This is a genomic window from Pseudomonas sp. KBS0710 (assembly GCF_005938045.2).
Lineage (GTDB): Bacteria > Pseudomonadota > Gammaproteobacteria > Pseudomonadales > Pseudomonadaceae > Aquipseudomonas.
This window is the reverse complement of the sequence record NZ_VCCF02000001.1, coordinates 1,649,558-1,670,938: the sequence shown is the minus strand read 5'-3', so window position 1 is coordinate 1,670,938 and position 21,381 is coordinate 1,649,558. Positions and strand designations below refer to the sequence as shown.

At 61.3% G+C, this 21,381-nt stretch carries 20 protein-coding genes; 13 read left to right on the top strand and 7 right to left on the bottom strand.

The genetic code is table 11. The annotated features are described in order from the left end of the window. Positions 1 to 22: 22 nt before the first annotated feature. The 5 genes from FFI16_RS07840 to FFI16_RS07820 all read right to left on the bottom strand — a co-directional run bounded on the left by FFI16_RS07840 (position 23) and on the right by FFI16_RS07820 (position 5,949). Positions 23 to 1,168 carry an HlyD family secretion protein gene (locus tag FFI16_RS07840; protein WP_065931131.1) on the bottom strand — a complete coding sequence of 382 codons (1,146 nt, stop codon included), beginning with the start codon at positions 1,166 to 1,168 and terminating at the stop codon, positions 23 to 25. Further along, a complete protein-coding gene (locus tag FFI16_RS07835) occupies positions 1,165 to 2,811 on the bottom strand; it encodes an MFS transporter (protein WP_138814794.1) in 1,647 nt (548 codons plus the stop codon). Before FFI16_RS07835 ends, FFI16_RS07840 begins: the two co-directional genes overlap by 4 nt. A gap of 699 nt (positions 2,812 to 3,510) precedes the next feature. After that, entirely contained in the window at positions 3,511 to 4,317 is an 807-nt protein-coding gene (locus FFI16_RS07830; RefSeq protein ID WP_138814793.1) for a sulfite exporter TauE/SafE family protein, read from the bottom strand. After that, positions 4,318 to 5,562 carry an FAD/NAD(P)-binding oxidoreductase gene (locus FFI16_RS07825; protein WP_138814792.1) on the bottom strand — a complete coding sequence of 415 codons (1,245 nt, stop codon included), beginning with the start codon at positions 5,560 to 5,562 and terminating at the stop codon, positions 4,318 to 4,320. 51 nt (positions 5,563 to 5,613) lie between these two features. After that, positions 5,614 to 5,949 carry a helix-turn-helix transcriptional regulator gene (locus FFI16_RS07820; RefSeq protein WP_017136253.1) on the bottom strand — a complete coding sequence of 112 codons (336 nt, stop codon included), beginning with the start codon at positions 5,947 to 5,949 and terminating at the stop codon, positions 5,614 to 5,616. A 94-nt stretch (positions 5,950 to 6,043) separates the two neighbouring features. On the opposite strand from FFI16_RS07820, the gene FFI16_RS07815 reads away from it, so the two are divergent. Next, positions 6,044 to 6,907, top strand: a complete 864-nt coding sequence (locus FFI16_RS07815) for an MBL fold metallo-hydrolase (protein WP_138814791.1) — start codon at positions 6,044 to 6,046, stop codon at positions 6,905 to 6,907. A 60-nt stretch (positions 6,908 to 6,967) separates the two neighbouring features. Here the strand turns inward: FFI16_RS07815 and bkdR are convergent, their stop codons facing one another. Beyond that, positions 6,968 to 7,456 (bottom strand): Bkd operon transcriptional regulator BkdR, encoded by a 489-nt coding sequence (gene bkdR / locus FFI16_RS07810; protein ID WP_017136255.1) that lies wholly within the window; start codon positions 7,454 to 7,456, stop codon positions 6,968 to 6,970. A gap of 195 nt (positions 7,457 to 7,651) precedes the next feature. Between bkdR and FFI16_RS07805 the strand changes: the two genes are divergently transcribed. From FFI16_RS07805 to FFI16_RS07785, 5 genes are all read left to right on the top strand, one after another. Continuing rightward, on the top strand, positions 7,652 to 8,887 hold the full coding sequence (locus FFI16_RS07805; protein ID WP_017136256.1) for a 3-methyl-2-oxobutanoate dehydrogenase (2-methylpropanoyl-transferring) subunit alpha: 1,236 nt from the start codon (positions 7,652 to 7,654) through the stop codon (positions 8,885 to 8,887). 1 nt (position 8,888) lies between these two features. After that, positions 8,889 to 9,947: an alpha-ketoacid dehydrogenase subunit beta gene (locus FFI16_RS07800; RefSeq protein WP_017136257.1), complete on the top strand. Its 1,059-nt coding sequence runs from the start codon at positions 8,889 to 8,891 to the stop codon at positions 9,945 to 9,947. Further along, the gene (locus FFI16_RS07795) at positions 9,948 to 11,201 is read left to right on the top strand and encodes a dihydrolipoamide acetyltransferase family protein (RefSeq protein ID WP_138814790.1); all 1,254 of its coding nucleotides are present in this window, start codon (positions 9,948 to 9,950) and stop codon (positions 11,199 to 11,201) included. 3 nt (positions 11,202 to 11,204) lie between these two features. Further along, positions 11,205 to 12,584: a dihydrolipoyl dehydrogenase gene (gene lpdA / locus FFI16_RS07790; protein WP_138814789.1), complete on the top strand. Its 1,380-nt coding sequence runs from the start codon at positions 11,205 to 11,207 to the stop codon at positions 12,582 to 12,584. A 195-nt stretch (positions 12,585 to 12,779) separates the two neighbouring features. After that, positions 12,780 to 13,799 (top strand): branched-chain amino acid aminotransferase, encoded by a 1,020-nt coding sequence (locus FFI16_RS07785; RefSeq protein ID WP_138814788.1) that lies wholly within the window; start codon positions 12,780 to 12,782, stop codon positions 13,797 to 13,799. Between the two features lie 127 nt (positions 13,800 to 13,926). On the opposite strand, the gene FFI16_RS07780 is transcribed toward FFI16_RS07785, so the two are convergent. Continuing rightward, a complete protein-coding gene (locus tag FFI16_RS07780) occupies positions 13,927 to 14,820 on the bottom strand; it encodes a GNAT family acetyltransferase (protein ID WP_138814787.1) in 894 nt (297 codons plus the stop codon). A gap of 284 nt (positions 14,821 to 15,104) precedes the next feature. Between FFI16_RS07780 and ctlX the strand changes: the two genes are divergently transcribed. From ctlX to FFI16_RS07745, 7 genes are all read left to right on the top strand, one after another. Beyond that, a complete protein-coding gene (gene ctlX / locus FFI16_RS07775) occupies positions 15,105 to 16,031 on the top strand; it encodes a citrulline utilization hydrolase CtlX (protein ID WP_138814786.1) in 927 nt (308 codons plus the stop codon). Between the two features lie 11 nt (positions 16,032 to 16,042). Next, the gene (locus FFI16_RS07770; protein ID WP_138814785.1) at positions 16,043 to 17,089 is read left to right on the top strand and encodes an ornithine cyclodeaminase; all 1,047 of its coding nucleotides are present in this window, start codon (positions 16,043 to 16,045) and stop codon (positions 17,087 to 17,089) included. 226 nt (positions 17,090 to 17,315) lie between these two features. Next, positions 17,316 to 18,095 carry an ABC transporter substrate-binding protein gene (locus tag FFI16_RS07765; protein WP_138814784.1) on the top strand — a complete coding sequence of 260 codons (780 nt, stop codon included), beginning with the start codon at positions 17,316 to 17,318 and terminating at the stop codon, positions 18,093 to 18,095. A gap of 140 nt (positions 18,096 to 18,235) precedes the next feature. Beyond that, positions 18,236 to 18,937, top strand: coding sequence for an ABC transporter permease (locus tag FFI16_RS07760; protein WP_138814783.1), 702 nt, complete (start codon positions 18,236 to 18,238; stop codon positions 18,935 to 18,937). Further along, positions 18,934 to 19,647 (top strand): ABC transporter permease, encoded by a 714-nt coding sequence (locus FFI16_RS07755; RefSeq protein ID WP_056861353.1) that lies wholly within the window; start codon positions 18,934 to 18,936, stop codon positions 19,645 to 19,647. The genes FFI16_RS07760 and FFI16_RS07755 overlap by 4 nt, the downstream gene beginning before the upstream one ends. A gap of 3 nt (positions 19,648 to 19,650) precedes the next feature. Further along, a complete protein-coding gene (locus FFI16_RS07750; RefSeq protein ID WP_178112649.1) occupies positions 19,651 to 20,481 on the top strand; it encodes an ABC transporter ATP-binding protein in 831 nt (276 codons plus the stop codon). A gap of 4 nt (positions 20,482 to 20,485) precedes the next feature. Next, positions 20,486 to 20,983, top strand: coding sequence for an Lrp/AsnC family transcriptional regulator (locus tag FFI16_RS07745; RefSeq protein ID WP_003192319.1), 498 nt, complete (start codon positions 20,486 to 20,488; stop codon positions 20,981 to 20,983). Positions 20,984 to 21,381: the final 398 nt, after the last annotated feature.

Below are 21,381 nucleotides of genomic sequence, written 5' to 3'. Positions count from 1 at the left end.
CACATTTTTGATCAGCATGGTGTCAAGGCGGGCTGTTTTTCAGGCGCCCCGCCGTGTCGATACTCACCACCACCGACAACCCCGGCCGCAGGCGCTCGCTCTCGGCCTGATCCGGGTCCACCGTAATCCGCACCGGCACCCGCTGGGCAATCTTCACAAAGTTGCCGGTGGCGTTATCGGCCTGCAGCAGGCTGAACTCCGAGCCAGTTGCCGGGGAAATATGCTGCACCGTGCCGTGAAACTTGCGGTGGTTCAGTGCATCCACGGTGAACGTCACCGGCTGGCCGACCTGCACATTGTCCATCTGGGTTTCTTTCATGTTGGCGATCACCCACAACTGCGGCGGCACCAGCGCCATCAACTGCGCGCCGGAGTTGACGTACGCGCCCAGGCGCACGCCGATCTGCCCCAGCTGGCCGTCACGCGGCGCAATGATGCGGGTGTTGGACAGGTCGATACGCGCCAACTCCACGGCCGCGTCGGCACTGGCCACCGCCGCTTCCAGGGAGCCGCGATTGACGATCACGGTTTGCAGGTCCTGGCGGGCGATTTCCAGGTTGGCCTGGGCCTGGGCCACCGCAGCGATGGTCTGCGCATTCGCGGCGCGGGTCACGTCCAGCTCGCGCTTGGACACCGAACCATCGCTGATCAACTCTTCATTGCGGCGCAAGTCGGCGGTGCTTTTGCGTGCCTGGGCCTGGCTGTCTACCAATGCCGCCTGACGCAGTTTGATGGTGGCTTCGGCACTGTTGCGTTGCTGCACCACATTGGCCAAGGAGGCTTTCTGCACCGCCAATTGCGCCAGCGCCTGGTCAAGACGCTGCTTGTAGATGCGGTCATCCAGGCGCACCAGCAGGTCACCGGCCTTGACGTACTGGAAGTCCTGCACCGGCACTTCATACACGTAGCCGCTCAGTTGCGGGCCGATAATCGTAACCTGGCCGCGCACCAGGGCGTTCTCGGTGGTTTCCACCGCGCTGCTGAAAGGCGGCAATTGCCAGGCATACAGCACGATCAACACACCGACGATGGCAATCGCGGCAAAGCCCAACGACGAGACGATGCGCACCCGCAACGAGCGCGGCTCGGTTACGCTGGAGCCCGGTGGTGGCGTGCCTTCCGGGGTGGAGGCAATGGCGTTGGTCGTGGTGGTGGTGGTTTCGGTCATGAAGTAACGCCGCTGGGTTGAACGGGAGGGGCTGCTGCTTTGGTGGTACTCATCAGCCACAGGCTGCGGGTGAAAATCCACAGCATGGTGAGAATTGCGATGATCGCGATCAGCATGAACACATCGTTGTAGGCCATCACATTCGCCTCCCGCGTGGCCGCCGTGGCCAGGCTGCGAATGCCCATGAGGTTGCGCAGTTCCGGGTCGGCGATCACGCCGCCGTAGGCCGAGCCGCCGCTCTGCACCCGCGCCGCCACGCGTGGGTCCAGCAGGGTCAGGTGTTCGACGATCATGCTGGAATGGTATTTCTCGCGCACGATCTGGAACGTGCCCAGCAACGCCGCGCCAATCAGGCCGCCGAGGTTCTGGCAGATGCCGAACATCACCGAGAAACTCACCAGGTTACGCGGGTTGGTCAGTACGTTTTTGGTGCCCAGCACCATGGTCGGCCCCAGGAAGAAGGTGCCGCCAAAGCCTAGCAGGAACTGGCTGATATACAGGTTTTGCGGGCGGGTCAGGTTGCTGGAGAAGCTGTCCATCACCGAGCCTGTGGCCATCAGCGCCAGGGAGATGATCAACGGCATCAGCAGGTGCGCCGGGTTGATCGTCAGCGCGCTGACCATCAGCCCGGCAATCGCCCCGGCCAGCATCACCACATAGAGGGTGTGCATCTGCTGGTAGCTCATGTTCAGCATCTGCATAAAGCCCACCGCGCCGGTGGACTGCTCGGACAACACCATGCGAATCAGCACCACCGCCAGCGCCAGGCGAATCATCGCCCCGCTGCCGAGCCAGCGCGTCATCAGCATCGGGTTGGCACGGTTATGCTCGATGGCCAGGCCGGCCATGATCAGCACCAGCGAACTGGCCGAGGCCACGCCGATCCAGGGCGCTTCCAGCCACCAGTCGATACGCCCCAGCGACAGCACCGCGCAGAGCAACGCCACGCCGCTGGCGAGGATGGCAAAGGTGAGGAAGTCGAGTTTTTCAAAGGTTTTAAAACGGTCGCCGGGCGGCAGTTTGAGCATGAACACGCAGCCCAGGCAGATCAACGCCATGCCCAGCTCGAACAGGTACAGCCCGCGCCATTCGGCAATTTGCAGCAAGTCTTCGGAGAACAAACGCGCAAGCGGCAGCGCCAACTGCGCGGTGCCCAAGCCCAGCACCAGGGCTTTGAGCCGCCACTTGGCCGGGAACGCCTGAATCATGTAGTACAAACCCAACGAACTCAGCGCCGCACCGACCATGCCGTGAGCGGCCCGCACTGCAATCGCCGAACTGAGGTCGTTGACGAACAAGTGGCCGAAGGTCACCAGCGCATACAGCACCAGGAACACCTCGGTAAACGCGCGCAGGCCGAACTGCTGGCGAAACTTCACCAGCAGCAGGTTCATGCACACGTTTGTCATCACATAAGCAGCCGGCAACCAGGCCATTTCTGCGGTGGTGGCGCCCAGTGCGCCTTGCAGATATTGCAGGTTGGCAATCACCAGGGCGTTGCCGAGCCCGCCGGTAATTGCCACCAGGATCCCGACCAATGCGAACAGCCAGCGCTTGTGCGTAGGGTGCAGCGGCGTCGACGGCGAGCCGGGCAAGCTCGGCCGCTCGTGGGGTTGCCAGGTGTGGGGGGTGTATTTATCCATTGCATGACCTTGATGAGCCGACGTGCAAGGTCGGTAAATCCGTAACTCAGGGACCAGTAAACCTGAGAGGCGTTCATCTTGCCATGTCTCATGGGGGCACGGTCAAAACTGTGGGAGCTGGGTTGTCTGCTGTGGCGGTTTGTTGGTGTACATATCCGTTGCTGCGGTAACGGCGGCTTAGGGTTCCGCCCTGACGACGGGTCACTTTTGGCAAACGCCCGGAATGCCGGCCCAGCCAAAAGTAACCAAAAGGTCTGTGCCCCACCACTCGGTGCCTCGCTGTGGCTCGGCATGCCCTCACTCCGGCTTGAATCCGTGGGCCGCCGCGATCGGCCATCGTGGGGCGGCCTGAAAGCCGACCTGAATGGTTGAAGCAAGAGCCAGATCAAGTGCAAAGCAAAAGCCTATCTACCTGATGCAACTCGGTCTAAATGTGGGAGCGGGCTTGCTCGCGAAGGCGGTGGTTCAGTGACAGATGAATTGACTGGCACACCGCATTCGCGAGCAAGCCCGCTCCCACAGTTGACCGCATGCAGTTTTGAAAATGAGGTCGGCTGCGGATTTGCATGCACTGAAAAGCTGCTTTTCTGTGGGAGCTGGCTTGCCTGCGATGCAGACACCTCGGTGCATCAGGTACACAGAGTTGATGCCATCGCAGGCAAGCCAGCTCCCACAGTTGGAATGCATTAGACCTTGAGATCAGAGCGTAGCCTTGACCAGCATCCCCGCAGCCACCACCACACACAGACTGGCAAAGCCCACCTGCAAAGCGCGTGCGGGGATTATCGAACACAGGCGCCGACCGACCAACATGCCGACAATACTCGCACCGATAAACACCCAGCCCATCGGCTCGATGCTCACACCGGCCTGCATCGACCCGGCCACGCCGATCAGTGAAATCAGGCTGATCACCATCAACGAGGTAGCGACAATCCCGCGCATCTGCACATCGGTCAGTTGCTTGAAGGCCGGCACGATCAGGAAGCCGCCGCCCACACCGAGCAAGCCCGACACCGCGCCGGTCACTGCACCCAACGCCGCCAACGTGGCACTGCATTTGGCGGTCCAGGCCAGGCGCCCGGTCTGCTGGTTGAGCATGCAGTTTTTCTGGCCCCAGGACGCGGCGCCATGGTCGCTGGGCCCGGCCTCGACCTTTTCGCGTTGCAACATGCGCCAGGCCACCAGCACCATCAACGCGCTGAACAGGCCCATCAGCAAACTCTCCGGCAATTGGTGCGCGACAAACACGCCCAGCGGCGAGAACAGTGCACCGAGCAAGGCGATCAATAACGCCGCGCGGTAACGCACCAGGCCATGGCGTAACCCGTCAATGGCACCGACCGCCGCCGCTGCACCCACGGCGAGCAACGACACCGGCGCCGCCTGGGTCATGGTCAACCCCAGCCCCAACACCAAGGCCGGCACCCCGAGGATGCCACCGCCCGCGCCGGTCAGGCCCATGACCAGGCCCATCAATAAACCCAACAGACTTGCCAGCAGCATTTAATCCACCTTGCTCAGGCGGGTCAGCCACTCGCGGCCCTTGAGCATGCCGTTCCAGTAGAACCACGGCAGCAGCGTGGCCTTGAGGAACCACATCGAGCGGCGTGCCTGGGTCGGGTCCAGCGGGAAGGTCGGCAGCAGCTTGCCGCCATAACCAAACTCGGCCAGCACCACCTTGCCCTTCTCCACCGTCAACGGGCAGGAACCATAGCCGTCGTATTTGAGCGGCAGCGGCGCCTGTTTGCGCAGGGCCAGCAGGTTTTCGGCCACCACCACAATCTGCTTGCGCACCGCGGCAGCGGTCTTGGCGTTGGTGGTGCCGCACACATCGCCGAGGCCGAAGATGTGCGGGTAGCGCAGGTGTTGCAGGCTGTGCGGGTTCACCTCGCACCAACCGGCGGGGTCGGCCAACGGGCTCTGGCGGATAAAATCCGGAGCCACTTGCGGCGGAACCACGTGCAACAGGTCGAAGGATTTTTCTTCGACGGTGGCGTTGCCTTCGGCGTCTTTGACTTCAAACCAGGCTTTGCGGGCCGGGCCATCGACCTTGATCAGGTTGGCGTTGAACGCCAGGCGGGCGTTGTATTTCTCTACGTATTTCATCAACGGCGGCACAAAGGTCGCGACGCCAAACAGTGCAGCGCCGGCCAGGTTGAATTCGACGTCGATGTTTTTCAGGTTGCCTTGCTTGAGCCAGTGATCGCAAGACAGGTACATGGCCTTTTGCGGCGCACCTGCGCATTTGATCGGCATGGCCGGCTGGGTAAAAATCGCCTTGCCGCTCTTGAGCTGCTGCACCAACTGCCAGGTGTAGGCCGCGTGTTCGTAGCTGTAGTTGGAGGTCACGCCGTTGTGGCCGAGGGTTTGTTCCAGCCCGTCGATTTTTTCCCAGGCCAGGCGCAGGCCGGGGCACACGATCAGGTTGTTCCAAGTGACGCGCTGACCATTGTCGAGCACCAGGGTTTGCTCGTCGGGCAGCAATTCGGCGACTGCGGCCTGCACCCAGGCGACGCCATTGGGCAGTACGTCGGCCAACGGCCGTCGGGTCTTTTTCAGGTCGTAGGCGCCGCCACCGACCAGCGTCCAGGCCGGCTGATAGCAGTGATAGTCATTAGGTTCGATCAGGGTGATGTTCAGCTGCGGGTCGCGTTTGAGCAAGCTGGCCAGCAGGCCGATGCCTGCCGAGCCGCCGCCGATGACTACGATGTCGCCACTGATGGTCGGTCCCCAGTGTTGCTCGGTCATGGTCTTTTGCCTTTTATCGTCAATGCACACAAGGGTCGCTGCCGTATGGCGTCACGCCCAGCTTTTTATGACCGCGCCGCAGTACAAGCCGGACAAGGTCTTCATCACTTGAATCACTTCGTGGCTGGCCAGCCCGTAGAAAATGTATTTACCTTCCCGACGGGTGGCGACCAACCCTTCGTCACGCAAAATGCCCAACTGTTGTGACAGGGTGGGCTGACGCACGCCGGTCATGGTTTCCAGCTCGCCGACGTTGCGCTCGCCCTGGGTCAACTGGCACAGGATCAACAGGCGATCCTCGTTGGCCAGTGCCTTGAGCAAGGAGCAGGCCTTGGACGCCGATGCACGCAACTGGGCGACTTCGCCCTCACTCAGAGTAGATTCCATTTGCCTCGGGTCCTTTATGTCACTTAAGCTCAAAACATTATGTGTAAACGTAAACTGATTGTAACCACTTTTTTCGCTCCCGGGGACCGCCGCCATGCCAGCGTTGATTCAAGCCTTTCTGGACGAGGCATCGTCGACCTTCACCTACGTCATCTATGAACACGATGGCGGCCCGTGCGCCATCGTCGATTCGGTACTCAATTACGACCCCGCGTCCGGACGCACTGAAACCACCCAAGCCGATAAAGTCATCGCCTTTGTGCGTGAGCACGGTTTGCAGGTGCAGTGGCTGCTGGAAACCCACGCGCATGCCGATCACTTGTCCGCTGCGCCTTACCTGCGCCGCACGCTCGGCGGCAAAATCGCCATCGGCCAATCCATCAGCAAAGTGCAGGATGTGTTCAAGCGTCTGTTCAACCTGGAGCCGGAATTTCGCGTCGATGGCTCGCAGTTCGATCACTTGTTTGCGCCGGATGAAATCTTTCACATCGGCAACTTGAAGGCCCAGGCGCTGCATGTGCCCGGCCATACCCCGGCCGACATGGCGTACCTGATCGACGGTCGCTTGATTTTGGTGGGCGACACCCTGTTCATGCCGGATGTGGGCACTGCACGTTGCGATTTCCCTGGCGGCGATGCGCGGCAGTTGTATGCGTCGATGCGCAAACTGCTGGCCTTTCCATTGGAGACTGAACTGTATGTGTGCCATGACTACCCGCCTGAAGGTCGCGAGGCCAAGTGCCTGACCACGGTCGCCGAGCAGCGCGCGGGCAATATTCATGTACATGACGGGGTGGATGAAGCGGCGTTTGTGCAGATGCGCACCCAGCGTGATGCCGGGTTGGGAATGCCGACACTGTTGCTGCCGGCGATTCAGGTGAATGTGCGGGCGGGGAATATGCCGCCGACGGAAGCAAACGGGGTGACGTATCTGAAGATCCCGCTTAACCAACTGTAAAAAGCGCCGATTCCTTTGTGGGAGCTGGCTTGCCAGCTCCCACAATTGTCCTGCGTTGTGTCAGGAACCCAGGCTGATGCCATTGGCCGGCAACGGCAGCGCGGTCTTGTAGCGCACCTGCTTAAGCGCAAAGCTTGAGCGGATATTGGCCACCCCCGGCACCTTGGTCAGAAAGTCCATCATGAAACGCTCCAGCGACTGGATCGTCGGCACCAGTACCCGAATCAGGTAATCCGGGTCGCCCGCCATCAAGTAACACTCCATCACTTCCGGCCGGTCCGAGATCGCGCCCTCGAACTGCTGCAATGCCAGCTCGTTCTGTTTTTCCAGGCTCACATGGATGAACACATTCACGTGCAGCCCCAGCAGGTCGGCGTCCAGCAACGTCACCTGATCACGGATAAGCCCCAATTCCTCCATGGCCTTCACCCGGTTGAAACACGGTGTGGGCGACAGGTTGACCGAGCGGGCCAGGTCGGCGTTGGTGATACGGGCGTTCTCCTGCAGGGCGTTGAGAATGCCGATATCGGTACGGTCCAGTTTGCGCATGAGACAAAATCACCTGTTTATTATGTTTATGCAGTTTTTTTATCCGCAAATGGTCTTAAGCGCAATGAAACACAGATAAATATTCTTCTACGCCACGCCTATGATGTTTGTAGGACAAGATTTCTCCTATCCGGAGACTGACTGTCAGCTAGCGCGCCCACTACAAGAAATTCACAAGATCGAGCGTAGAAAGCCATGAACCAGCCGTATGCACCACTGCGCCTGCACGTTCCCGAACCCTCGGGCCGCCCAGGCTGCAAGACCGACTTTACCTACCTGCGCCTGACTGACGCAGGTACGGTGCGCAAACCCGCCATCGACGTAGAACCCGCCGATACCGCTGACCTGGCCAAGGGCCTGATCCGCGTGCTCGACGACCAGGGCCAGGCCCTTGGCCCGTGGGCTGAAGGCGTATCCGCCGAGATCATGCGTAAAGGCATGCGCGCCATGCTCAAGACGCGGATCTTCGACAACCGCATGGTGGTCGCCCAGCGTCAGAAAAAAATGTCGTTCTACATGCAAAGCCTTGGCGAAGAAGCCATCGGCAGCGCCCAGGCCCTGGCCTTGAACATCGACGACATGTGCTTCCCCACCTACCGCCAGCAAAGCATCCTGATGGCCCGCGAAGTGCCGCTGGTGGACCTGATCTGCCAACTGCTGTCCAACGAGCGCGACCCGCTCAAGGGCCGTCAGTTGCCGATCATGTACTCGGTCAAGGACGCCGGTTTCTTCACCATTTCCGGCAACCTCGCCACCCAATTCGTGCAAGGCGTGGGCTGGGGCATGGCCTCGGCGATCAAGGGCGACACCAAGATTGCCTCGGCCTGGATCGGCGACGGTGCCACCGCCGAATCGGACTTCCACACCGCCCTCACCTTCGCCCACGTGTACCGCGCGCCGGTGATCCTCAACGTGGTCAACAACCAGTGGGCCATCTCCACCTTCCAGGCCATCGCCGGCGGTGAAGCCACCACCTTCGCCGGACGCGGCGTGGGTTGCGGCATCGCCTCCCTGCGGGTGGACGGCAACGACTTTATCGCCGTGTATGCGGCGTCTGCCTGGGCCGCCGAGCGTGCGCGCCGTAACCTTGGGCCAACCCTGATCGAGTGGGTCACCTACCGCGCCGGCCCGCACTCCACCTCCGACGATCCGTCCAAATACCGCCCGGCCGACGACTGGAGCCACTTCCCGCTCGGCGACCCGATTGCGCGTCTCAAGCAGCACCTGATCAAGATTGGCCAGTGGTCCGAAGAGGAGCACACGGCGGTCAGTGCCGAGCTTGAGGCCGAAGTGGTCAAGGCGCAGAAAGAAGCCGAACAGTACGGCACCCTGGCCGGCGGCCAGATTCCAAGCGCCGCGACCATGTTCGAAGACGTTTACAAAGAGATGCCGGAGCACTTGAAGCGCCAGCGTCAAGAGTTGGGGGTCTGACATGAACGATCACAACAACAGCATCGAATTGGAAACCGCCATGACCACCACCACCATGACCATGATCCAGGCCCTGCGCTCGGCCATGGATGTGATGCTTGAGCGTGACGATAACGTGGTGGTGTTCGGCCAGGACGTCGGCTACTTCGGCGGCGTATTCCGTTGCACCGAAGGTTTGCAGACCAAGTACGGCAGCTCGCGGGTGTTTGACGCGCCGATCTCCGAAAGCGGCATCGTCGGCGTTGCCGTGGGCATGGGCGCTTATGGCCTGCGCCCGGTGGCAGAAATCCAGTTCGCCGACTACGTGTACCCGGCCACCGACCAGATCATCTCCGAAGCCGCCCGCCTGCGTTATCGCTCGGCCGGCCAGTTCACCGCCCCCTTGACCATGCGCATGCCCTGCGGCGGCGGCATCTACGGCGGCCAGACCCACAGCCAGAGTATCGAAGCGGTGTTCACCCAGGTCTGCGGCCTGCGCACGGTGATGCCGTCCAACCCGTATGACGCCAAGGGCCTGTTGATCGCCTCGATCGAAAATGACGACCCGGTGATCTTCCTCGAGCCTAAACGCCTGTACAACGGCCCGTTCGATGGCCACCACGATCGCCCGGTTACACCGTGGTCGAAACACCCGCAAGCGCAAGTGCCGGACGGTTACTACACCGTGCCGCTGGACGTGGCCGCCATCGTGCGCCCGGGCTCGGCCGTGACGGTGCTGACCTACGGCACCACCGTGTACGTGTCGCAAGTCGCCGCCGAAGAAACCGGCATCGACGCCGAGGTCATCGACCTGCGCAGCCTGTGGCCGCTGGACCTGGAAACCATCGTCAACTCTGTGAAGAAGACCGGCCGTTGCGTCGTGGTGCATGAAGCCACCCGCACCTGCGGCTTTGGTGCCGAGCTGGTGTCGCTGGTGCAAGAGCATTGCTTCCATCACCTGGAAGCGCCGATCGAACGCGTCACCGGTTGGGACACACCCTACCCGCACGCGCAGGAGTGGGCGTATTTCCCAGGGCCGTCCCGCGTGGGCGCGGCGTTGAAACGGGTCATGGAGGTCTGAATGGGCACGCACGTTATCAAGATGCCGGACATTGGCGAAGGCATCGCAGAAGTTGAACTGTCGGTATGGCATGTAAAGGTCGGCGATCTGGTGGTTGAAGACCAGGTGTTGGCGGATGTGATGACCGACAAGGCGATGGTGGACATTCCCTCGCCGGTGCACGGCAAAGTGATTTCTCTGGGCGGCGAGCCGGGTGAAGTCATGGCGGTGGGCAGTATTTTGATCAGCATTGAAGTGGAAGGCGCCGGGAATGCCAAGGATGTGCCGGTGGTGGCTGAGCCGGTGAAAGCAGCCCCCGTGGTTGAAGCCAGAACAGCGCCAGTGGTTGAAACACAGCCGGTAGCCACGCCCGCTGCTGCTCCGGTAGCCCGTGCCGCCGATGAACGCCCATTGGCTTCACCTGCCGTGCGCAAACACGCGCTGGATGCCGGCATTCAACTGCGTCTGGTACAGGGCAGCGGCCCGGCGGGTCGGGTGCTGCACGAAGATCTGGACGCTTACCTGCAACAAGGTGCAACCAAGGCTTCGGCAACCGCCAACCCATACGCCGAACGCAACACTGAAGAACAGATCCCGGTGATCGGCATGCGCCGCAAGATCGCCCAGCGCATGCAAGACGCCACCCGCCGCGCCGCGCATTTCAGCTACGTGGAAGAAATCGACGTCACGGCGCTGGACGAGTTGCGTGTACACCTCAATGAGAAGCACGGTGCCACTCGCGGCAAGCTGACACTGCTGCCCTTCATCGTGCGCGCCATGGTCGTGGCGTTGCGGGACTTCCCGCAGATCAACGCCCGTTATGACGACGAAGCCCAAGTCATCACGCGCCTGGGCGCGGTGCATGTGGGCGTCGCTACCCAAAGCGATGTGGGCCTGATGGTGCCGGTGGTACGTCACGCCGAAGCCCGCAGCCTGTGGGGCAATGCCGAAGAAATCGCACGTTTGGCCAGCGCCGCGCGCAATGGCAAGGCCAGTCGCGATGAGCTGTCGGGCTCGACCATCACCCTGACAAGCCTGGGCGCGTTGGGCGGCATCGTCAGCACGCCGGTGCTGAACCTGCCGGAAGTCGCCATTGTCGGCGTCAACCGCATCGTCGAACGGCCGATGGTGATCAAGGGCCAGATCGTCGTGCGCAAGATGATGAACCTCTCCAGCTCCTTCGATCACCGCGTGGTCGACGGCATGGACGCGGCGCAATTCATCCAGGCCATTCGTGGCCTGCTCGAACAACCCGCCAGCCTGTTTTTGGAGTAAGGCATGCCTCAGACATTGAACACCACGCTGCTGATTATCGGCGGCGGCCCTGGCGGTTATGTGGCGGCGATCCGTGCCGGCCAACTGGGCATCCCGACCATTCTGGTCGAGGGCCAGGCGCTCGGCGGCACGTGCCTGAACATCGGCTGCATTCCCTCCAAGGCCTTGATCCATGTGGCCGAGCAGTTCCAGCAAACCGTGCACCACAGCCAGGGTTCGCAGTTGGGTATTGAAGTGGATGTGCCGACCCTGGACATCCGCAAGAGCGTGGAATGGAAAGATGGCATTGTTGACCGCCTGACCACCGGCGTGGCCGCGTTGCTCAAGAAGCACAAAGTGCAGGTGATCCACGGCTGGGCCAAGGTGGTCGACGGCAAGACCGTCGACGTCGGCGACCAGCGCATTCAGTGCGAGCACCTGCTGCTGGCCACCGGTTCGAAAAGCGTCAACCTGCCGATGCTGCCGATTGGCGGGCCGATCATCTCTTCGACCGAAGCACTGGCACCGACCCGCGTGCCCAAGCGCCTGATTGTGGTGGGTGGCGGCTATATCGGCCTGGAGCTGGGCATTGCCTACCGCAAGCTCGGCGCTGAGGTCAGTGTGGTCGAGGCGCAGGAGCGCATCCTGCCCGCCTACGACGGCGAGCTGACGCTGCCGGTGGCCGAATCGCTCAAGCAGCTGGGGGTCAAGCTGTACCTCAGCCACAGCGTCACCGGTTTCGAAAACAACAGCCTGCAGGTACGTGACCCGAATGGCGACACGCTGTCGCTGGAAACCGATCAGGTGCTGGTGGCCGTGGGCCGCAAACCCAACACTCAGGGCTGGAACCTCGAAGCGCTGAACCTGGCGATGAACGGTGCGGCGATCAAGATCGACAACCGTTGCCAGACCAGCATGCGCAATGTGTACGCCATCGGCGACCTGAGCGGCGAGCCGATGCTGGCGCACCGGGCCATGGCCCAGGGCGAGATGGTTGCCGAACTGATCAGCGGCAAACACCGCGAATTCAACCCGGCGGCGATCCCGGCAGTGTGCTTTACCGACCCGGAGCTGGTGGTGGTCGGCAAGACCCCGGACGAAGCCAAGGCGGCTGGCCTGGACTGCATCGTGTCGAGCTTCCCGTTCGCGGCCAATGGCCGGGCGATGACTTTGGAGTCGAAAACCGGCTTCGTGAGGGTGGTGGCACGGCGTGACAACCACCTGATTGTCGGCTGGCAGGCTGTGGGCGTTGGTGTGTCCGAGCTGTCCACCGCTTTTGGCCTGAGCCTGGAAATGGGCTCGCGCCTGGAAGATGTGGCGGGCACCATCCATGCGCATCCGACTTTGGGTGAAGCGGTGCAGGAAGCTGCTTTAAGAGCTTTGGGGCACGCGTTGCACCTGTGACCTGCCGCCATTCTCCTGTGGGAGCGGGCTTGCTCGCGAATACGGTATATCAGTCACATGTGTGTCGACTGACACACTGCATTCGCGAGCAGCCCGCTCCCACATAAAGCAAGAATGAAGTATTGTTGCGCCCATCCAGTAAAAAACCGACAAGCCTGCCTTCGACCAGGCGGTTGACCAGAGATAGAGGGTGTCATGGGTAACGAAAGCATCAATTGGGACAAGCTGGGTTTTGACTACATCAAGACCGACAAACGGTTTCTCCAGACCTGGAAAAACGGCGAGTGGCAAGCGGGCACCCTGACCGACGACAACGTGCTGCACATCAGCGAGGGCTCGACGGCCCTGCACTATGGCCAGCAGTGCTTTGAAGGCCTCAAGGCCTACCGCTGCAAGGACGGCTCGATCAACCTGTTCCGTCCGGACCAGAACGCCGCCCGTATGCAACGCAGCTGCGCACGCCTGCTGATGCCGCATGTAACCACCGAAGACTTCATCGAAGCCTGCAAACAAGTGGTCAAGGCCAACGAGCGGTTCATCCCGCCGTACGGCAGTGGCGGCGCGCTGTACCTGCGCCCGTTCGTGATCGGCACCGGTGACAACATCGGCGTGCGTACCGCACCGGAGTTTATCTTCTCGGTGTTCGCCATCCCGGTCGGCGCCTACTTCAAAGGCGGCCTGGTACCCCACAACTTCCAGATCTCCACCTTCGACCGCGCCGCGCCACAAGGCACCGGTGCCGCCAAGGTCGGTGGCAACTATGCCGCCAGCCTGATGCCGGGTTCGGAAGCGAAGAAATCCGGTTTCGCCGACGCGATCTACCTGGACCCGATGACCCATTCAAAAATCGAGGAAGTCGGTTCGGCCAACTTCTTTGGTATCACCCACGACAACCAGTTCATCACGCCGAAGTCGCCTTCGGTGCTGCCAGGCATCACCCGCCTGTCACTGATCGAATTGGCCCAGACCCGCCTGGGCCTCAAAGTGGTCGAGGGCGAAGTGTTCATCGACAAACTGGACCTGTTCAAGGAAGCCGGCGCCTGCGGTACCGCTGCGGTGATTTCGCCGATCGGTGGCATCCAGTACAACGGCAAGCTGCACGTGTTCTACAGCGAAACCGAAGTGGGCCCGATCACCCAGGCGCTCTACAAAGAGCTGACCGGCGTGCAGACCGGTGACGTTGAAGCGCCAGAAGGTTGGATCGTCAAGGTCTGACCCAGCAAACGCAAAACCCAATGTGGGAGCGGGCTTGCTCGCGAAAGCGGAATGTCAGTCACCAAATTCAGTGCTGACAGACCGCATTCGCGAGCAAGCCCGCTCCCACATTTGATCTCCACTATATTTAAGATTGCTTGGGAATATTCACCGCAATCTTCTTGCCCATACTGATCCTCGGCTCCACCCCATACCCCAACGCCTCGTAGAACCCCACTACCGCGTCATTGCCACCGGTGATCTGCAGGTTGATCTTCATGCAACCCAACGCAGTCAGTGCCTGCTCGGCATAGCGCACCAATGAAGCGCCCAAGCCCTGCCGACGATAATCGCTGTGCACCGCTACCGAATACAACCAGCCGCGATGCCCGTCATAGCCGGCCAGAATAGTGCCGATCACGGCCTTCTTATCCGTCGCTACAAAGAACAGCCCATCGTTGACCGCCAGCTTTTTGTCGATTGCCAGGCTTGGCAGGTTATGCGCAGTGTCATAGCCAAACGCCTGCTGCCACAGCGCCACCACCTGGGATCGGTGCGGACGATCTCGATATGGCCCGATGGGATGGCGCGATAACAAGGCCTTCTCCATCACCAGGGTGCGTTCGTTGCCATGGTAAACGTCGCGCACCGTGTGAAAACCCAGCTTGGTATAGAACGGCTCGGCCGTCAGCGACGATGGCACGCTCAGGACCGTCACCCCGGCTTCAACGGCACGCAGCTCAATCTCGATCATCAGCAGCCGGCCAATGCCCTGCCCTTGCAACGCCGGGTTGACGAACACCGAGCGCACCACATTGCTATCAAGGGCGGCGGTGGCGACGATCACCTGATCCTGGGTCGCCACCAGCACCACCCGGCGCTGGAGCAAGGCCAGCACGGCGTCGGGCGTGAAGTTGCTGGCAACCCGGGCAATTACATCCGCCGGGTAATCCCGCGCATTACTGCTGTGCAAGGCCGCCAGAATAACCTGGCTGATGCCCTCGGCATCGGTGGGTTGGGCAAGACGAACAGCGGTAGACATGCATTCTCCTTCCTGGCTCGGGTTTCACGACCACCACCATACTAATGTGGGAGCTGGCTTGCCTGCGATAGCGGTCTGTCAGTCAGCGCATCTGGCGCAGACAGACCGCCATCGCAAGCAAGCCAGCTCCCACAGTTTGATTGCATTTCAACTTGCCAGCCGATTCGGCTGCGCCACCCCACTTTTCAGCTTTCCCGGCTGAGCCGCCCCGCTATATCAGCCGGGATTCACCCGCCGCAACGCACAAAATAGCCCCACAGCTCAACCCATGGATTCGTGCACCCATGCAAACCACAAACACCGTCTTGATGATTCGCCCGGCGCGCTTTGCCTTCAACCCGGACACCGCGATCAACAACCGCTTCCAACGCCAGCCACTGGATCCTCTGAGCGCGCAGCAAAAAGCGCTGCAAGAGTTCGACGGCTATGTCGACACCCTGCGCCAACATGGCGTGGAGGTGCTGGTGGTGCAGGACACCCCGGCACCCCACACGCCCGACTCGATCTTCCCTAACAACTGGTGGAGCAGCCACGCCGACGGCAGCCTGGTGCTGTACCCGATGGAAGGCCAGAACCGACGACTGGAGCGCAACAAAGGCGTGCTGCAAGTACTGGAGCAACGTTTTGCGATCCATAGCACCATCGACCTGAGCCACCTCGAACAACAGAATATCTTCCTCGAAGGCACCGGCAGCATGGTGCTCGACCGCCAGCACCGCATCAGCTATGCCTGCCACTCCGGGCGTACCCACCAAGACGCCCTGCGCCAGTTCGCCGAACGCCTCGACTACCAACTCTGCGTCTTCCACGCCGTCGACCGCCACCACGCACCGATCTACCACAGCAACGTGATGATGAGTGTTGGCCGCGATCTTTCGGTGGTGTGCCTGCAAGCCTTACCGGATACCAACGAGCGCCAGGGCCTGGAACGCTCGCTGCGCGATACCGGCAAAGACATCCTCGCCCTCGACTTCGACCAGCTCGAAGCCTTCGCCGGCAACATGCTCGAAGTCCACGACCGCGACGGCCAGCCGCTGCTGGTGATGTCGGCCAGCGCCTGGAGCGCCCTGCACCCGGCCCAGCGCACGCATGTAGAACGCCACACCCGCCCGGTGGTGGTGAACATCGACAACATCGAACGCATCGGCGGCGGCAGTGCCCGCTGCATGCTGGCGGAAGTGCACCTGCCCGCCCGCGCCTCATTTCAATAAGGAGTCTTGCCATGACCCGTTATATCGACGTCAACGACCTCAGCTACCTGGTTTCACAAAAAGGCCTGCAAACCTGCATCAGCGAGATGGCCGAATACATCCGCGCCGACTACCTGCGCTGGCAGGACTTCGAAAAGTGCGCGCGCCTGGCCAACCATTCGCCGGACGGCGTGATCGAGTTGATGCCGGTGTCCGACGCCTCGCTGTACGCCTTCAAGTACGTTAACGGTCACCCGAAAAACACCCTGGCCGGCATGCTCACGGTGATGGCCTTTGGCGCCTTGGGCGATGTCGACACCGGCAAGCCGGTGCTGCTGGCGGAAATGACCTTGACCACCGCGATCCGCACCGCCGCCACCTCGGCCCTGGTGGCCCGTTACCTGGCCCGCGACAACAGCCGCAGCATGGCGTTGATCGGCAACGGCTCGCAAAGCGAGTTTCAGGCCCTGGCCTTCCACGCCATGCTCGGCATCACCGAAATCCGCCTGTTCGATATCGACGCCAAGGCCACCGCCAAGCTGGCGGCCAACCTCAAGGCGTTCCCGGCGATCAAAGTGATCCTGGCCGCCAGCGTGGCCGACGCGGTCAAAGGCGCGGACATCGTCACCACCGTCACGGCGGACAAGGCTTACGCCACCATCCTCACCGACGACATGATCGAACCGGGCATGCACCTTAATGCCGTGGGCGGTGACTGCCCCGGCAAAACCGAGCTGGACCGCCGCATCGTCGAGCGCGCCCGGGTGATCGTCGAGTACGAACCGCAAAGTCGCATCGAAGGTGAAATCCAGCACATGCCCGACGATTCGCCAGTGACCGAACTGTGGCAAGTCATCAATGGCCAGCAGCCTGGCCGCGAGAACGCGCGCCAAGTCACGCTGTTCGACTCGGTGGGTTTTGCCATCGAAGACTATTCGGCCCTGCGTTACGTGCTGGACGTGGCCAAGGCGCTGGATGTGGGCAGCACACTTGAACTGGTGCCGGACCTCGCCGACCCGAAAGACCTGTTCGCGCGCCTGGCCCAACAGCCACGCGTACAGCACAAAAAGCGCGCCTGAAACCGCTCTGGCCTGCCGCTTTGCGCCCGAGGCAGGCCGGATTTTCAACCGTCAAAAGCCGATTTTGCGCGTGCCGCAGCCGATTCCGCTGCATTGCGCTTTTTAACAGCGCAATTTGCGCTTTATGCACGGGGTAAACGACACAAAAAACGCACCACCATGAAGCATTCTCTGCTCCCAGCGATTCACTGCCCTGACATCAATTACAAAATATAGGGACTGTCACATGACTCCATTGCGATCACTCTTCGCCGCGTTGCTGTTGCCACTGTACGCCAGCGTCGCCCACGCCCAGGACTGGAAAGAAATCCGCTTCGGCGTATTCCCCGAGTACCCACCCTTTGAGTCAGTCGCCGCCGACGGCAGCCTGCAAGGTTTTGATATCGAGCTGGGCAACGCCATCTGCGCCAAGCTCGAAGTCAAATGCACCTGGGTGCACAACGAATTCGACGGCATGATCCCGGCGCTGCGCGCGCGCAAGTTCGACGCGATCATGTCTTCCATGGCCGTGACCCCGGCGCGTGAGAAAGTCATCGACTTCAGCGACCGCCTGTTCCTCAGCCCCACCTCGGTGATCACGCGTAAAAACGCCGACTTCGGCGACACGCCGGAATCGCTCAAAGGCAAGCAGGTCGGCGTGCTGCAAGGCTCGCTGCAGGAAGCCTATGCACGTGCGCACCTGGCCAAGCTCGGCGCGCAGATCAAGGCGTACCAGTCCCAGGAGCAGAACTACGCCGACCTGCAGAACGGCCGCCTCGACGCCACCCTGACCGACAAGCTCGAAGCCCAGCTCAACTTCCTGTCCAAGCCTGAAGGCGCCGACTACAAGAGCGGCCCGGCCTTCAAGGACCCGACCTTGCCGCTGGACATCGCCATGGGCTTGCGCAAGAACGACGCCGACCTGCGTGCGCTGATCAATAAGGGCATCGCCGCCGTACAGGCCGATGGCACCTATGCACAGATCCAGAAGAAGTACTTCGGCGATCAGGATATCTACAACGAATAGGCCTGTGGGAGCGGGCTTGCCCGCGATAGCGGTGGGTCAGCCACTGTAAATGTTGACTGACAGGCCGTCATCGCAGGCAAGCCAGCTCCCACACAAGCCAGCTCCCACAGTTAATCTCTGTGCTCGATCGAGATACCTCAATGAACGAATTCCTCAACCTGCAAGGCTACGGCCCGATGCTGGCCCAGGGTGCCTGGATGACGCTCAAGCTGGCGTTGCTGGCGCTGGCCCTGAGCCTCGCCCTGGGCTTGATGGCCGCCGGTGCCAAGCTTTCGAGCGTCAAATGGCTGCGCGTGCCCGCCACCCTCTACACCACGCTGATCCGCAGCGTGCCGGACCTGGTGCTGATCCTGCTGATTTTTTACAGCCTGCAACTGTGGCTCAACGACCTGAGCGAAGTGTTCGGCTGGGGCTACTTTGAAATCGATCCGTTTACTGCCGGGGTGATCACCCTGGGGTTTATCTACGGCGCGTATTTCACCGAGAACTTTCGCGGCGCGATTCTCAGTGTGCCGGCCGGGCAACTGGAAGCCGCCACCGCCTACGGCCTGAGCCGCTGGCAGCGCTTTCACCTGGTGCTGTTCCCGCAACTGATGCGCTTTGCCCTGCCAGGCCTGGGCAACAACTGGCTGGTGCTGCTCAAGTCCACGGCACTGGTGTCGATCATCGGCCTGTCAGACCTGGTCAAGGCCGCGCAAAACGCCGGTAAAACCACTAATGAGCCGCTGTACTTCCTGATCCTCGCGGGCCTGGTGTACCTGCTGATCACCACCCTCTCCAACCGCATCTTCAAGCGCCTCGAACGGCGCTACAACCTCGGCATCAAGGGGATGGCGCGATGATCGAACTGTTCCAGCAATACGGCCTGGCCTATCTGTTCAGCGATGGCACAGGGTTGTCCGGGGTTGCCATGACCTTGTGGCTGTTCATCATCTCGGTGGTCGCAGGGTTTGTGCTGTCGATCCCGCTGGCGCTGGCGCGCGTCTCGCAGCACGTGTGGTTGCGCTGGCCGGTAGAGGTCTACACCTATCTGTTTCGTGGCACGCCGCTGTATATCCAATTGCTGATTTGCTACACCGGGCTGTACAGCCTGGAGGTGGTGCAGGACAACGCGCTGCTCAATCAGTTTTTCCGTAATGCGCTCAACTGCACCCTGCTGGCGTTTGTGCTCAACACCTGCGCCTACACCGTGGAAATCTTCGCCGGGGCGATCCGCAACATTCCCCACGGCGAAATCGAAGCCGCGCGTGCTTATGGCCTGCACGGCTGGCGCCTCAACCTGTTTGTGGTGGTGCCCGCCGCGCTGCGCCGTGCGCTGCCGGCCTACAGCAATGAAATGATCCTGATGTTGCACGCCACTTCGCTGGCGTTTACCGCCACCGTCGCCGATATCCTCAAGGTCGCCCGCGACGCGAATGCCGAAACGTTCCTGACGTTCCAGGCCTTCGGCATCGCCGCCTTGCTCTACATGCTGCTGTCCTTTGCACTGGTGGGCCTGTTCCGACTGGCCGAACGTCGCTGGATGCGTTTTCTTGTTCCTACCCGAGGCTAACCCATGAATCAGTCCGCGCAGGCCCTGGCCGCTTACCCTGTTGACGAACCCGTTGCCCAACCGGCAACCGCTGCGATCAAGCTTCAAGTCGAAGGCATCCACAAACGTTACGGCGACCACGAAGTGCTCAAGGGCGTGTCCCTCAACGCACGCAACGGCGACGTCATCAGCCTGATCGGCGCCAGCGGCTCGGGCAAAAGCACGATGCTGCGCTGCATCAACTTTCTCGAACAGCCGGACGCCGGGGTCATTACCCTGGACGGCATCAGCATCGAAATGCGCCAGGGCCGCGCCGGGGCCCGTGCCCCCCATCAAGAGCAGCTGCAAAACCTGCGCACCCGCCTGGCCATGGTGTTCCAGCACTTCAACCTGTGGAGCCACATGACCGTGCTGGAAAACATCACCATGGCTCCGCGTCGGGTGTTGAACGTCAGCGCGGCAGAGGCAGAAAAACGCGCGCGCCTGTACCTGGACAAGGTCGGCCTGCCCGGCCGCGTGGCCGATCAATACCCGGCGTTTCTGTCCGGCGGCCAGCAACAACGCGTGGCCATCGCACGGGCATTGGCGATGGAGCCGGAAATTATTCTGTTCGATGAACCGACCTCAGCGCTGGACCCGGAACTTGTAGGAGAAGTCCTCAAAGTCATACAGACGTTGGCCGAGGAAGGTCGTACCATGCTGATGGTCACCCACGAAATGGGCTTTGCCCGCCAGGTGTCCAGCCAAGTGCTGTTTTTGCACCAGGGCCGAGTCGAGGAACACGGCGGCGCCGAGATCCTCGACCATCCCAACAGCGAACGCTTGCAGCAATTTCTTTCCAACCGTTTGAAGTGAACTCATGGATACCAAGGCCAACGGACCCCACTCTTCGCCCACGCTGGACCGCATCGATGAGGCGATCATCGATGTGCTGCGCCATCAAGGGCGTATCACTTACGAAAAGCTTTCCTCGCTTGTACACCTGACGCCCAGGCCGTGCCTGGAACGGGTACGCAAGCTGGAGCGGCGCGGGGTGATCCGGGGTTATGGGGCGATCATCGATGTGCAAATGGTTTCGCCGGGGCTGTCGCTGCTCGTGCTGGTGGCCTTGTCCAATCAAAGCGGGCGCTCGGCGCAGAAGGCCTTTGAGGCCTGCGTCAAAGCCTGTCCGCAGGTGTTCGAGTGCCAACTGATCAGCGGGCCGTTCGACTACAGCCTGCGCATGCGCTGCCGGGATATGGAGCATTACCGGGTGCTGACGGAGACTTGGTTGAATAACGATGAGCTGCACATCGATAAGTTGGTAGCGCACCCGGAGTTGGCGGTGGTCAAAAACACCGCGACCGAACTGGCCTGATTCCATTCACTCAAACCGCTGCATACCCCTTGCCTGAGATAGCCATAGGTATCTACACAATGTTAACGGGCTGACCAGGAGGGTGGTCGGGCGGGGTGTATATCCGTTGCTGCGGTAACGGCTGAGTAGGGTTCCGCCCTGACGGCGGGTCACTTTTGCAAGGACCGGAATGCCGGCCCAGTCAAAAGTAACCAAAAGGTCCTCGCCCCAACACTCGGTGCCTCGCTATGGCTCGGCATGCCCGCAATCCGACAGTGATTTTGGGGGGCGCTCTCAGATCAAGATCACGATCACAAGCGCAGATCAAAAGACCGCTGACTTCGCCAGCGAAAAGGATGTAAGGGCCGGAGCCACAGCAGAGCCATACTCGGTCAAAGGTGGGAGCGGGCTTGCTCGCG